A 13,292-nucleotide genomic window follows, 5' to 3' on the forward strand; every position below is an offset into this window, starting at 1 on the left:
CTATTACACAGAATCCATCGGCTCTCACAAGGGACATGGCAGCTCCTGCGCCTCTGGCAAGCGGTGCAGCGACAAACTTATCGCCAACCTTTCCAACCTTTACTCTCACATATTCCTTATGCTTAAGGCTTGACACTATACGCTTTGATATGTGAGCCTCTATCTGCTCATTTACCGCTTCATTCCTTCTGCCCATAATGCTGAGAAGAGGTGCGACAAAATTTTCAAAGCCTATATATGCCGAAACGGGATATCCCGGAAGGCCTATAACCGGTTTATTTTTCACCATTGCCAGTATAACCGGCTTACCAGGCTTTATGGCAACTCCATGCACTATAACTTCACCCAGCTCCCTGAGAACATGTACCGTATAATCTTCCGTTCCGGCACTTGAGCCTGCATTTATTATCACCATATCATACTTGTCTGCAGCATCAGATACCTTGCTGAGAATCTCATCGTAATCATCCTTTATAGGTGGAAATCTGTGGCCGTTTCCTCCCATGGTCGTTACCATGTTTTCAAACATTCTTGAATTGGACTCAAGTATGCTGCCCTCTTTTATTTCTTCACCGGGTTCTATGATCTCTGTTCCTGTGGGAAAAATCGCCACGTCCGGTTTTTTCACCACATCTATTTCAAGGATTCCTGCTGACAGCAGCACACCTATATCTATAGCTCTGATCTTATGGCTGCCGGGCAATATCATTTCTCCCGCAACGATATCCTCTCCTATTGGTCTTATATGCTGCCACGGAGCCGCCGATGATGTTATTCTCACTCCGTCATCTGTTTCCACTATATCCTCTGCCATAATTACGGCATCATATGGATTGTGAACAGGATCCCCCGTATCCACTACAGTATACATATTTTCCTGCAAAATTACCGGAGAAGTCTCTGTAGCGCCTTCCGTATCTTTTGCCGATACAGCGATTCCGTCCATAGCCGACGCATTGAAAAGAGGTGAGCTGTATCTGGCGTATACTGCGCTCATAGTTACTCTGCCCAGACTTTCCGTTACCGGAATCGTCTCTGCAGGCATGGTTAAAAGCCCCGAAACGGCCTTCAGATATTTTTCTCTTGCCTCATCCACCGAAATGGTGTTCAAATATAGATTTCTCTTCTTGCTCATATATATCCTCTCCTAAAACAGTGTAATCTCTACAAACTCTCCCTGTTTAAGTCCTTCCGAATTGGTATCTGTCAAAGTATATCCGTCAGCCCTTGTCAAAACAGTCATTAAGCCGGACTTTCCCAGAACAGGTATTGCATCGTACACCCCATCACTGCCCTCTGTAAGCTCCAGCGGCATACATGTAGCCTTTCCCCCTGCCGACGGCACATTTTCCGTAATACGCGCAATGGTTTTCTTTGGCTCTTTCTGACAGGTAAGCTGTCTGTACAGCCATGCTATAAACAATTCGAATATCAGCAGCGCAGCTACAGGATGTCCCGGCAGTCCTGCCAGTATTGTCCCGCTTTTGCCGTCATATGCCAAAATAGTAGGCTTTCCCGGTTTTACCGCTATGCCATGGGTAAACACCCCAACGTCTGACAGCTCCTCCATTATGTCTGCAGTATAATCCTTATCTCCCTGAGAACTTCCTCCCGATACGATTACCACATCACTGATGTCCATAGCCTTTGAAATGGCATTCTTTATTGCATCTCTGTCATCTTTAAGAACAAGCTTCTCAGCTACGACAAAACCGTTTTTTTCAGCTGCTGCTGACAGGGAATGAGTATTTATATCTCTGGTCTGCCCCGGTTTTATGGCGCCGTCCGCACCTGCAAGCTCATCGCCTGTGGATATCACCGTCACCTTCCACGGCTTGAAAACCGGTATCTGCGAAACTCCGGCTGATGCCAGAACGCCTGTATCCTGCGGCCTCATTAAGGTACCTTTTCTAAGGAACACCGTCCCCATGCCGATGTCTTCTCCTGCTGATATGACATTCCTTCCAACCGATACAGAATCATACACAGCAATGCTGTTTTCATCAAATTTCTCTGTATGCTCTATCATAACCACCGAATCGGCACCTTCCGGCAGCATACCTCCTGTCGGAACATAACATGCCTGTCCGGGATTGATGCCTTTTGCGGCAGCTTCCCCCATGGACACTTCCCCCACAACATCCAGAAACACAGGAATGCTTTCCGAAACTCCCTGAGTATCTTTGGCTCTCACGGCATATCCGTCAACAGTGGACTTATTAAAGCCGGGAACATTTTCGGCCGCGGTAATATCCTCCGCAAGAACTCTGTTCCGACCTTTTGAAAAATCAATATATTCAACACCGGGAATTTTACCCGCCGCGTTTTCCAGCAGCTTGCCCCGTGCTTCATCAATGGTATCAACATTCAGCAATCTCATATCTTACAGTCCTCTTATCTAATTTATTCTTATTACTATCTCTTTACCTTCTTCATAGCCATCCAGAGCCTTTACTGCGCCTATTACAACATTTTGCAGAGTCCTCTGCACAAAAGGCACCATTCCTATCTCTTTGCCGTCTATGATAAGCTGTATATCAACTTCCTCCTCATGTTCCTTCGTCTTTTTTTCAATCAGATCTGCCAATCTCTCCACTTCCTTTCTTCCATTAATGACAGGAAATCCTCTGTACTCCTGCATTGTTTCTGCTATTACTCCCGATATGGCAATAGCCTCATCGCACATTCTCTTATCTATATCATCAGTATTCCTGCCGGTAATTATTGTAGGACATTTTATTCCGCAGTCGCCTTCCAGTATTATAAAGTCCTCTTTATAATATTTTAAAAGAGCCTCTGCACTCATTCTCGAATCCATCATTATGACTGTATCATTTGGTCCCAGCGCCGTCACTGTGTATGCTCCGCTTTCCCTGTGAACATAAGTGTCCGTCCCAGGCACATCGCTGCGATATTCTTCATAATGTATATCTTTGAGAGTTCCCACCGTATAGCCTCGTCTTCTCAGTTCTTTTATAAGTGCTGAGACTGTAGTTGTCTTTCCCGTCTTGGAAAAACCTTTCACCATAACCATTCTCATTATTATTCTCCAAAATCTATTATTTCATATTGATGATTCATCAAATCCACCGTAAGCAGCTTGCCTTCAAGGCTGCTTTCTTTTCCAAGAAGCAGCTTTATTGCTTCCGCAACTTCCAGCGCCGAAATCACTGCAGGCGTAAAATAAGGATTCCCCGTATCATTTTCGTCTCCTCCGACAGATTCTCCTTCATATAAAGCCTCTATCATTCTTTGACCCGGCATTATAACTGAAACCTGTCCGTTCCAACCGGCCACCGCTCCATGAACAAGAGGAATGCCTGCCTCTTCACATGCCGCTTCCAGCATCTTTCTGGCCTCCGCATTATCAAGAGCATCCACTGCCACATCCGAATCTGCAATGATTTCCCTGACATTTTTTTCATCTATGAAGCTATTGACGGCGATAACTTCCACCTCTGAATTTATCAGCCTGCTCTGCACTGCAGCTTCCTCTGCCTTGGACTTTCCCATATTCTCCTCATTGGAAAATACCTGTCTGTTGAGATTGGTTTCATCAAAAACATCTCCGTCCACGGCGACAACAGTTCCCACGCCGGTGCGTACAAGTCCTTCGATTACTCCCCCGCCAAGACCTCCACAGCCTGCTACGCATGCTTTCTTGCCTGCAAGAATTCTGTTTTCTTCTTGTAAAATGGCAGTATGATTTCTCTCATAACGTCTTTTCCTCATATCATCCTCCCGAAACTTTTGAAAAGGCTTTCAGCAGATCGCCTTCCTGAAGCTTGTCATATATCATTACTCTCTTGTTGTTTACTGAAACAAATCCGAAATTTTTTATCTTCTTGTAATCCAATCCTGCAATCTTCAGCGCTTCATCACATGTACAGCCTTCAGGAACATCATATACACGTTCTTTATCTTCACCGAAATACTTTCTCAGCGTTCCTCTGAGCGTTATGGTTACCTTCATAATTACTCATCCTTTCTATAGGCCAAGTATACACCAACTTTACTTATTTATAAATACGCCAAAACCGGCAAGCTCTTTCTGCTTACCGGCTTTAGTCAAAATTTCAATATTATTTTCTACAAAATAGACCGAATCAGTTCTTCCGGCATTGTGCCGTCTTTATTCCAGCCCATTACTTCATAATACTGATCAAGCATATCATCAAAAGCTTCCTGAGGAATCTTCTGTCCCGCAGCCGGACCTTCGCCTCCCAGAGCTTCTCTTACAAGTCTCTTAGGGATCGTATCGTTGGCTCTGTTAAATCCTTCTCTCTGGTTGAATGCTCTTCCTATGTTGAGAACTCTTCTGCCGACTTCTCCCATTTCTTCGGCAGTCCACTTCTCCCCGGTTATCATAGTAAGCATCTCCGCCATAATGTCATATGTTATAGTCCCCCAAAAGTCGCATATGCATAACGAGAATTTAACTGCATTGAACTCTCCCAGTTCATATACCATCTGACCTTTTCCTTCTGATGTATACGGAGGAACTGCTGCGGCAAATACCTCCACATTCGGAGCATATGCTCTCATATGACATGCGCCTCTGTCGGAAACCGCATACGCCAATGACATTCCCCATGAACCACGTGGCTCATACTGAGGGAATTCAAGCCCTTTAACCTGCATAGCGAAATCTGTACCGCCATATTTTTCGGAGCAGTATTTCACGCCCTTGCATAAATCCGCTCCCACGCCTTCCTGGCGCGCCATCAGCTCTACCATCTCGATCATCTTATCAGCTTCGCCGAATCTGATGCCGAAATCGTAAAGACCCTTTTCTGTCATTTCCATGGCCCATACAATGGTGTCTCCAGCGCTTATGGTATCCAGACCCATATTGTCGCAGACTTCATTAAATTTTACTATATGCTCAGGATCTGTTATACCGGCATTAGGTCCTGCAACGGCAATAGTTTCGTACTCGGGACCTTCACATACGGCATTCCCTATCTTAAGGAAATTGCCGCAGCCCAGTCCGCAGCTTCCGCATCCTCTCTTGCCTTCTCTGTACTGCATGAGTACATCTCCGTTATATTTTTCCCATTCAGGATCGTTTGCTCCCGAGAAATTCTTGTAAGGGACTATTCCGCCGTCTCCGCACGCTTCAAGGAACGCTGTTGTTCCGGCATCGTAAACGAATGTATTGTCTTCCTGAAGAACATCATCGTGAAGTATCTCAAGTATTCTGTCTGTAGTCTTTTCTATATCAGCTACCTTTACACCCTTTGTTCCCTTGATAAGGATAGCCTTCATCTTCTTTGATCCCATTACAGCTCCGATGCCGCCCCTTCCGGCCTGTCTGTAATAGTCGGAATTTATACATGCCATATTGCTAAGCTTTTCGCCTGCAGGTCCGATAGACATTATGCTGTAGTCGGTACCGTACTGCTCCGCTAAAACAGCTTCTGCTTCATGAGATCCTCTGCCCCACAGATCTGCTGCATCAAGAAATTTCACTTTATCGTCTTCGATAACCACATAACATGGCTCCTCCGAAATTCCTTCAAAAATTATCATATCATATCCGGCGAACTTTATCTTTATACCTGCATGACCTCCTATGGAGCAGTCATTCATCGTTCCCGTAGCCGGCGATTTTGCTGCCACCGAAAGCTTTCCCGAACAAGGCACAGGAGTTCCTGTAAGAGGTCCTGTGGTCAGAAACAGCTTGTTGTCTTCACCCAGTGCATCGATCCCCGGGTCAAGCTCTTCATACATATATCTTATTGCCAGACCTTTTGATCCGATGTACTTTCTGGCAAAATCCATTCTCAAAGGCTCCGCGGAGGCCTTTTTTTCTTTTAAATTTATCCTCAATACGTTATTCTGATATCCCAGCATTGTCATAAACTCTACCTCCTTTGCCTATTCAAATGTAAGTGCATTCTGCGGACAAGTCTTCACACACTTAGGATCTCCCTTACAGGTATCGCAGATGTATGATTTTTCATCTCTTATCCTTACGACTTTTTTAGGACATTTTTCCGCACATGTACCGCATCCTATACATTTGTCAAAATCCACTTTAATGTATTCATCAATGCTTATTGCTCCCGTCGGACAATTCTTCTGACAGATACCGCAAAGAATACAATAATGATCCGCATATTTAAGCGCCCCCTTATCATAGTAAGTCTCTATGGCAATTCTGGCCTTTGAAGGTATGTACTCGCCTTCCTTGTATGCAGAACAGACCTGCGCACATAACTGGCAGCCTATACATTTAGCTTTTTTGAATTTGAGTCTTTTCATATTCCTTTACTCCTTCCCCATGCAGAATAGAAAATACATTTTCGTCTCTGTCAATATTTCCGCATATTAAAAAAGTGCAACAGAAGACCTTAAGAAAATGCGCTTTTCTTTGATTAAAAGGTTCTCCTTTGCACAATGGCAGGCTGCAGAATCACTTCTGCCGCCCTAACGTCCTCACCGGCATCTTGTGTCTGATGAGAATCGGAGTGATATTAATATATTTGATATAATTATAACGTACCCACTGAATTTTTGTCAATCATATTAACACCTATCATATCAGCAGCTCCCCCTCTATAAATTTTCTGGTTATCTCATTGCAAGGTTTTTTCAAAATATTTTCGCAGTCGCCTGTCTCTATAATCTTTCCCGCATGCATCATTATCACCTGATCACACATTCGTCTTGCCTGAGCTAAATTGTGAGTCACCGTAACTATGGTTATATCTTCTTTCTCACCTATTTCAACCAGCATCTTCTCTATCTCCGCTGTAGTATGAGGATCTATATTTGCAGTAGGCTCATCCAGCAAAAGAAGTCCCGGTTTAAATGATAATGCCCTGGCAAGTGCAACCTTCTGTTTCTCTCCTCCCGAAAGATTCCACGGTCTCTGTTTTTTAATCTTGTGAATATTAAGTTCCTCCATTAAAAGATTCGTACGAGTTAAAATATCTTCTTTTGAAAAACCTCTTATCTTTAGAGGATAGGCAATATTCTTTTCTACAGTTGAGGATATCAGATAGGGCTCCTGAAATACGAGACTTATATTTGTCCCAGGAAACTCTTTACTGCCATCGTAATAAATATTTCCACAGGTCGGCTTAAGTATTCCTGCCATTATATTGAGAAGCGTACTTTTTCCGGCACCATTAGGCCCTATGACAGCAGTTCTGCTTCCATGTTTTATTTCACCGCTGTCAATGTCAAGTACAGACCTCTCTCCAAAACTCTTTTTCAATAATCTCAGCAATATATGCAACAAATCACCTGCTCTCACGCTCCTGAAAATGATAAAGCACAGCATTCACCATAAAGGATATCAGCAAAAGGATTATTCCTACAGCTATAGCTCTGTCATAGTTTCCCATTCCTTTGAGCTCGGAAATATAAGTAGTCATAACACGTGTCTTACCTTTAATGTTGCCGCCCACTATCATTACTGCTCCCACTTCGGAGACAGCTCTGCCAAAACCTGTAACAACTGCAGTCGTTACTCCAACGCGCATTTCATAAATCAAAAGTCTGCCCCTGCGAATTCTTCCCGCTCCCAGCGTTATCCCAAGAGCATTCACTGCCCTTGCCTTTTCCTTAACTATATTGTAAGTCAAGCCTATGATTATGGGAGTAACAAGACAGACCTGCGCTATTACCATCGCAGGCACAGTATAATTAAGCTGCAGGCTTCCAAGAGGACCTCTTCTCATGAATATCAAAAAAACCGTCAGACCGGCTATTACGGGAGGCAGGCTCATAAACGTATATATGAGCCTGACTATAATTCCCTTACCTTTAAAATCATACGTTCCTATCAATATTCCAGCCGGAATTCCTATAACAGAAGATATTACAACAGATGAAAAAGAGATATAAAGAGACAGTCCCACTATCTGAAAAATTTCCTTATCTGCTGTAAATATTAATTTTATAGCTTCTGTAATCCCGTGTCCGATAGTATCCATATTATATATACCTTTACGCTTTATTTTGCATTTGGAACAAACAATGCTTCACCATATTCTTCCACACCGTATTCACCGATAAGATTCTGTGTATCTTCCGATACTAACCATTCCTGAAATTCCTTCGCTCCCTCATGGTTTATATTCTCATTTTTTTCAGGATTTACACAAATAACCCCATACTGATTATTGAGTAACCCGCTCGGATCTTTTTCGCAAAGGATCTTAAGCGCTGTCTGTCCTCCTACATTCAGCCATGTAGCTCTGTCGGACAATGTATATCCGGCTTTTTCGTCTGTCATGGTGATTACATCTCCCATTCCTGCAGCCGCTTCTATATACCAGTCTCCGGAAGGATTAAGACCTGCTTTTTCCCAAATAGACAATTCTTTCTTATGAGTTCCCGAATCGTCTGCTCTGGATACAAATATCTGTCGGTTTTCCATAATACTCTCAAATGCAGCCAACGCATCATCCTGTGCATTCTTGCTTACGCCCGCAGGATCCGCCTCAGGTCCAATGACAACAAAATCATTATACATTACGTCCATTCTTCCATCTTCATCAGCATGTCCTCCGTCGACATACTCTTTTTCTGCAGCGGGAGAATGAACCAATAATACATCAGCTTCCCCATTCTCTCCCATTTTCATTGCCTCTCCGGAGCCAACTGACACTACATCTACAGTATAGCCTGATTTTTTTTCAAAAACAGGCAGAATCTCATCCAAAAGACCGCTGTCTTTTGTACTGGTCGTAGTTGCCAGAATAATCTTTCCTTTGTTTTCCGTACTTTTCTCTTCATTTCCGCAGCCTGATAATATCGCTGTCATGGAGAACAATACGGCAAGAGCCAAAACTACTGTTAAAATTTTCTTTTTCATAAACTACCTCCGTTTTACATAATAATATCCAATAAATGACGATTGCCATTTATTATCATAAATATTCATTACATAAATCCCAAACAAAAAAGGAATGTATGTAATACGAGTTCTGCCGCAATTATCTACACTTTACGCAGAACAAACAAAAAAGAATTTTTCGGAATGAAAAATTCTTTTTTCGCCTTCATATCATTCCTTTCCATAACGGGAGGCCCGGAAGTTTCCCGACAGGCCCATCGACATATATCTCATGACCTTCGAGTTTTAGAAATATATGTTCGGAATTATTAAATTTTATGATTAACATCAAACTGTCTGTTACAGTTTAACATAATGTTGTTTAAACAACAACATTTTATAAAAAATCACTGTTCATCTTTATTATAAAAAGATTCCGCAGACTGTGGAAACAATATATAAGCCAGCAGTATCTCCTCAGTTGAAGCCTTTTCTCCCAGTTCTTTCTTCTTATTGAAAAACTCAGGCTTGAGAAGATCAGCAGGTCTGCATGTAATAGCCTGTTCTTTTCCCAACACCTTTTTTTGGACAGATTTATTAAAAGGTCTTATAGTCTTTCCGTATTCGCCTTTTAAGATAGCTTTTGTCTGCTTGCTGACCATCTTATAGCGTTCTCCTGTCATTATATTGAATACAGCCTGTGTTCCCACTATCTGTGAGGACGGAGTTACGAGAGGTGGCTCACCCAAATCTTCACGAACTTTAGGAATCTCTTTCAGCACCTCATCAAATCTTTCCTGCATATTCTGTTCCTTCATTTGCATATAAAGATTCGACAGCATTCCTCCGGGTACCTGATATTGGAGAGTTTTGGTATCCACATCCATCATTTTTATATCTATGAGACCTTCCTGCTCTGCATGCCTTCTGAATTTACGAAAATATTCAGCCGCATAAGTCATAGCATCTTCATTGAGCTTTACGTTTAGTCCTCCCGCTTTAAAAGTCTCATACATAACTTCGGTGGCAGGCTGACTCGTTCCCATTGAAAAAGGAGACAGCGCCGTATCTATGACGTCACATCCCGCTTCGGCCGCCTTCATATAAGTCATAGGCGCCACCCCACTGGTGCAGTGAGAATGCACATGAATTGGAACACTGACAGTTTTCTTCAGCATTTTTATTATATTCTCCGCCTCATAAGGCATAAGAAGTCCCGCCATATCCTTTATACATATAGAATCGGCTCCCAGCTCTTCCAGATCCTTAGCCAGCTTCTTCCAGTATTTAAACGTATATTTTTTCCCTACAGTATATGCCATGGCAAGCTGCACGTGCGCACCTTCCTGCTTGGCAGCATAAGCCGCCCGCTCCAGATTCCTCACATCATTAAAAGCATCAAATATACGGAAAATATCTATCCCGTTATCCACAGATTTGCGGATAAACACATCTACCACATCATCGGGATAATGATTATATCCCAGCAGATTCTGACCCCTCAAAAGCATCTGAAGTTTTGTTTTCTTAAACCTCTTTTTCAACTCTTTAAGCCGTTCCCACGGATCTTCGTTCAGATACCTCATGCATACATCAAAGGTAGCTCCGCCCCAGCATTCTATAGAATGATATCCTATCTCATCCATTACTTCTGCCACAGGCAGCATATCCTCAGTTCTCATCCTTGTTGCCATCAGGGACTGGTGAGCATCTCTCAGTATAGTCTCTGTAAATTTCACTTCTCCCTTATTAGAAAAAAACATATAACTACTCCCTTTATATTAATAAGTTGTAAATTTCTTCTTTTAACTCAAATTAGTTTACTAAATTATAAGGATTTTTGCAATAAAATCGTTAAATTTTTACCAGCAAGTACTGATTTCGCAAAACTCATATCTGAGAAACGCAGTATTATAATAATCTTACCTGAATTATTATACTCCTCCATAAATTTACAATACCCATTAAAAAAAGCTTCGTAACTGTCGGTCGTCTCTTTGAACTCAGGACTTATCCCACATCGGTCTTTTTAAGAGGAGGCCTTCTCCTCTCAAATTTTAATAATTTTTTTCAATTACACTATATGTCCGCTTTTAATAGTATCCCTTAAATTTAATAAAAATGTCTTCGTCATTTAAAATCCATCTGACTAAATAAACTGAATTATCTATATTTTATAAAGAAAAATATATACTAATATGGAAAAAACAAGTATAATAATCTTAAATTTACAGCAACAGAACGGGACAGCAGATTTATAAACTTACTTCAGTTTAATTTTATCTATGCGTCTAAGAAGGAAAAGAAATCATGAAAAAATGCCCTAACTGCGGCCATGAAGCCGAGACAAAATTCTGTACTGAATGCGGAGCCCAAATGGCAGATCCAGCCCCTTACTCATCCCGCCAAGATTCGGAAGTAAATACCCTGCCCGAAGAAATAATATCACCATATGAAGAAAATACATCCGGAGAAAGCTCGAATTATATGAATACTTCAGATCAAACCGGCCAAACGTCTGAAACAGACTCATTGCAGTCAGAAAAAACAAATTCTAAGCAGAATGCAGCCTCCGGTTCAGATACATACAGCCAGGCAACCGGAGAAAACAGACAGAATAATGAAACTTATAACTATAAATTCACAGGAGACAGCAACTCCGCTTCCTCTGATTTCAAAACCCCTGATTACACTATACCTAAGCAAGAAGGTGTTTCCTACAAAACTTGGTTTGTCATTCTGTTTCTCGTCATCTTCTGGCCTGTGGGGCTTTATTTAATGTGGTCCAGAAAAAAATTCACCAATGTCGTGAGAATAATAATAACTGCAGGAATAGGAGTTCTTTTTATCTTAAATATTGCATTATCTGCCAGACTGGCTTTAACATCCATATCAGACATTGATCTTGATACTAATATCAGTACTTCCTCGCAGGAATCCACAAAATCCACAACAGAACCAAACACATCTTCAGACTCTGTCACTCTTGGTGAAAAAAATGCTCTGGAATCGGCAAAAGATTATCTGGATTATTCCGCATTTTCATATCAAGGGCTTATAGAGCAACTCGAATTTGAAGGATACAGCAATTCAGAATCTGTGTATGCAGCAGATCACTGTGGAGCGGACTGGAACAACGAAGCCGCACGAATGGCACAGGAATACATAGATTTTATGTCATTCTCCCGTCAGGAACTTGTCGAACAACTTGAATTCGAAGGCTTCACCTCCGAACAAGCAGAATATGGCGTAAAAGCTGTCGGATATTAAAATGTATTTATGCTGAATTATAATCCATATAAATCGTGTCACATCTCTTGACAGCCACTACATCTTGATGATATACTTTTGAAATCATATAACTGACGGATAATGTGGAGCACCACATGGAGTATGATAGATATTTAGCCGGCCGTCTGGGCAGAAAAGCCCGGATTGTCGGCTTTTCTTTTTGAAAAGGGAGGAAATCATATGACTTTAGGATGTGTGCATTCCATAGAATCCATGGGCCTTGTAGATGGACCGGGGATAAGAACTGTTATATTTCTTCAGGGATGCCGTCTTCGATGCAAATACTGCCACAATCCTGACACTTGGGCAGAAAAAGCATCAGAAAACATGATACTTTCACCGGAAGATCTTTTAAAACGTATACTGCGCTTTAAGCCATATTTCGGATCTGACGGCGGCGTTACATTTTCAGGCGGCGAACCTCTTCTTCAATCTGAGTTTCTGTGTGAAATATTGACTATGTGCAAAGATGCCGGCATCCACACGTGTATTGATACAGCAGGCTGCGGCAGAGGAGATTATGAACATATACTTTCTCACACCGACCTTCTTATCTATGACATCAAACATTACACTCAAGACGGATATCTGAAAATAACAGGGTGTTCTGATGATGAAACAAAGCGTTTCCTTGAAACTGCTCAGAATATGGCTGTGCCTCTATGGATCAGACACGTAGTAGTTCCCGGACTTACAGACGGAGATGAACATCTCTCAGGCCTCGAATCATATCTCGAAACACTGACTCATATACAAAAAGTTGAGCTGCTGCCATATCATACCCTCGGAGTACACAAATACCATGAAATGCATATGAAATACCCTCTTGATAAAATCCCTCCGTTATCACATGAAAAAATAGCGGAATGGAACAAACGATTAAACAGAAATTTAACAGCAAATGTTATTTAAACAGGAGGAAAAAATGAGCATTGATGTAAACTGTACAGCCTGGTCCGGTTTTCATACAGGTGAATGGAGACATTTAGTAAACGTACGAAACTTTATTCAGAAAAATTATATCCCCTATACCGGAGATGAGGGCTTTCTCGCACCTGTTTCAAAAAAAACAGAACGTGTATGGAAAAAAGCCAGCGAACTTATCGTAGAAGAAATAAAAAAGGGAGTCATTGATGTTGAAACCAAAACAGTATCCGGAATAAATAATTTCGCTCCCGGTTATATAGATCGCGAGAGTGAAGTAATCGTG

The 13,292-nt window shown here is 41.9% G+C and carries 14 protein-coding genes, 1 pseudogene and 2 riboswitches; of the genes and pseudogenes, 3 read left to right on the top strand and 12 right to left on the bottom strand.

All coding sequences use genetic code 11. From position 1 onward, the window contains the following. The 12 genes from ACLR96_RS09355 to ACLR96_RS09410 form a co-directional block, all read right to left on the bottom strand. Nucleotides 1–1,135, bottom strand: a 1,135-nt coding sequence (locus ACLR96_RS09355) for a molybdenum cofactor synthesis domain-containing protein (protein WP_412265744.1), incomplete at its 3' end; no start/stop codon positions are given. A gap of 12 nt (nt 1,136–1,147) precedes the next feature. Then, nucleotides 1,148–2,380: a gephyrin-like molybdotransferase Glp gene (gene glp / locus ACLR96_RS09360; protein WP_177269862.1), complete on the bottom strand. Its 1,233-nt coding sequence runs from the start codon at nt 2,378–2,380 to the stop codon at nt 1,148–1,150. A gap of 18 nt (nt 2,381–2,398) precedes the next feature. Continuing rightward, the gene (locus ACLR96_RS09365) at nt 2,399–3,040 is read right to left on the bottom strand and encodes a molybdopterin-guanine dinucleotide biosynthesis protein MobB (protein WP_177269864.1); all 642 of its coding nucleotides are present in this window, start codon (nt 3,038–3,040) and stop codon (nt 2,399–2,401) included. Between the two features lie 2 nt (nt 3,041–3,042). Beyond that, the gene (locus ACLR96_RS09370; RefSeq protein ID WP_177269866.1) at nt 3,043–3,732 is read right to left on the bottom strand and encodes a ThiF family adenylyltransferase; all 690 of its coding nucleotides are present in this window, start codon (nt 3,730–3,732) and stop codon (nt 3,043–3,045) included. Between the two features lies 1 nt (nt 3,733). Beyond that, a complete protein-coding gene (locus tag ACLR96_RS09375) occupies nt 3,734–3,973 on the bottom strand; it encodes a hypothetical protein (RefSeq protein ID WP_177269868.1) in 240 nt (79 codons plus the stop codon). 116 nt (nt 3,974–4,089) lie between these two features. After that, entirely contained in the window at nt 4,090–5,862 is a 1,773-nt protein-coding gene (locus ACLR96_RS09380) for an aldehyde ferredoxin oxidoreductase family protein (RefSeq protein WP_412265749.1), read from the bottom strand. Nucleotides 5,863–5,880: 18 nt separating this feature from the next. Then, nucleotides 5,881–6,267: a 4Fe-4S dicluster domain-containing protein gene (locus tag ACLR96_RS09385; RefSeq protein ID WP_177269870.1), complete on the bottom strand. Its 387-nt coding sequence runs from the start codon at nt 6,265–6,267 to the stop codon at nt 5,881–5,883. 274 nt (nt 6,268–6,541) lie between these two features. Then, nucleotides 6,542–7,249 (bottom strand): ATP-binding cassette domain-containing protein, encoded by a 708-nt coding sequence (locus ACLR96_RS09390; RefSeq protein ID WP_177269872.1) that lies wholly within the window; start codon nt 7,247–7,249, stop codon nt 6,542–6,544. A gap of 1 nt (nt 7,250) precedes the next feature. Beyond that, complete coding sequence (locus tag ACLR96_RS09395) at nt 7,251–7,946, bottom strand: ABC transporter permease (RefSeq protein ID WP_177269874.1); 696 nt, start codon at nt 7,944–7,946, stop codon at nt 7,251–7,253. 20 nt (nt 7,947–7,966) lie between these two features. After that, nucleotides 7,967–8,830, bottom strand: coding sequence for a substrate-binding domain-containing protein (locus ACLR96_RS09400; protein ID WP_177269876.1), 864 nt, complete (start codon nt 8,828–8,830; stop codon nt 7,967–7,969). Nucleotides 8,831–9,009: 179 nt separating this feature from the next. Continuing rightward, nucleotides 9,010–9,129, bottom strand: a riboswitch (molybdenum cofactor riboswitch). 69 nt (nt 9,130–9,198) lie between these two features. Beyond that, on the bottom strand, nt 9,199–10,554 hold the full coding sequence (locus ACLR96_RS09405; protein ID WP_177269878.1) for a pyruvate carboxylase subunit B: 1,356 nt from the start codon (nt 10,552–10,554) through the stop codon (nt 9,199–9,201). A gap of 65 nt (nt 10,555–10,619) precedes the next feature. After that, complete coding sequence (locus tag ACLR96_RS09410) at nt 10,620–10,805, bottom strand: DUF6591 domain-containing protein (RefSeq protein WP_412265755.1); 186 nt, start codon at nt 10,803–10,805, stop codon at nt 10,620–10,622. Between the two features lie 296 nt (nt 10,806–11,101). Between ACLR96_RS09410 and ACLR96_RS09415 the strand changes: the two genes are divergently transcribed. The 3 genes and pseudogenes from ACLR96_RS09415 to ACLR96_RS09425 form a co-directional block, all read left to right on the top strand. After that, nucleotides 11,102–12,061: an Ltp family lipoprotein gene (locus ACLR96_RS09415; protein WP_177269880.1), complete on the top strand. Its 960-nt coding sequence runs from the start codon at nt 11,102–11,104 to the stop codon at nt 12,059–12,061. A gap of 78 nt (nt 12,062–12,139) precedes the next feature. Next, a riboswitch (ZMP/ZTP riboswitch) is annotated at nt 12,140–12,220 on the top strand. A 42-nt stretch (nt 12,221–12,262) separates the two neighbouring features. Further along, nucleotides 12,263–12,994 carry a pyruvate formate-lyase-activating protein gene (gene pflA, locus ACLR96_RS09420; protein ID WP_177269882.1) on the top strand — a complete coding sequence of 244 codons (732 nt, stop codon included), beginning with the start codon at nt 12,263–12,265 and terminating at the stop codon, nt 12,992–12,994. A 13-nt stretch (nt 12,995–13,007) separates the two neighbouring features. Next, a pseudogene (locus ACLR96_RS09425) lies at nt 13,008–13,292 on the top strand (formate acetyltransferase); the annotation flags it as partial.

Source organism: Lentihominibacter sp., from assembly GCF_046951855.1.
GTDB classification, from domain to species: domain Bacteria; phylum Bacillota; class Clostridia; order Peptostreptococcales; family Anaerovoracaceae; genus Lentihominibacter; species Lentihominibacter hominis.

Bases quoted from the DNA above. Each gene is read 5' to 3' on its own strand.
- glp (WP_177269862.1), bottom strand. From the start codon at position 2,380: ATGAGATTGCTGAATGTTGATACCATTGATGAAGCACGGGGCAAGCTG.
- ACLR96_RS09365 (WP_177269864.1), bottom strand. From the start codon at position 3,040: ATGAGAATGGTTATGGTGAAAGGTTTTTCCAAGACGGGAAAGACAACT.
- ACLR96_RS09370 (WP_177269866.1), bottom strand. From the start codon at position 3,732: ATGAGGAAAAGACGTTATGAGAGAAATCATACTGCCATTTTACAAGAA.
- ACLR96_RS09375 (WP_177269868.1), bottom strand. From the start codon at position 3,973: ATGAAGGTAACCATAACGCTCAGAGGAACGCTGAGAAAGTATTTCGGT.
- ACLR96_RS09380 (WP_412265749.1), bottom strand. From the start codon at position 5,862: ATGACAATGCTGGGATATCAGAATAACGTATTGAGGATAAATTTAAAA.
- ACLR96_RS09385 (WP_177269870.1), bottom strand. From the start codon at position 6,267: ATGAAAAGACTCAAATTCAAAAAAGCTAAATGTATAGGCTGCCAGTTA.
- ACLR96_RS09395 (WP_177269874.1), bottom strand. From the start codon at position 7,946: ATGGATACTATCGGACACGGGATTACAGAAGCTATAAAATTAATATTT.
- ACLR96_RS09400 (WP_177269876.1), bottom strand. From the start codon at position 8,830: ATGAAAAAGAAAATTTTAACAGTAGTTTTGGCTCTTGCCGTATTGTTC.
- ACLR96_RS09405 (WP_177269878.1), bottom strand. From the start codon at position 10,554: ATGTTTTTTTCTAATAAGGGAGAAGTGAAATTTACAGAGACTATACTG.
- ACLR96_RS09415 (WP_177269880.1), top strand. From the start codon at position 11,102: ATGAAAAAATGCCCTAACTGCGGCCATGAAGCCGAGACAAAATTCTGT.
- pflA (WP_177269882.1), top strand. From the start codon at position 12,263: ATGACTTTAGGATGTGTGCATTCCATAGAATCCATGGGCCTTGTAGAT.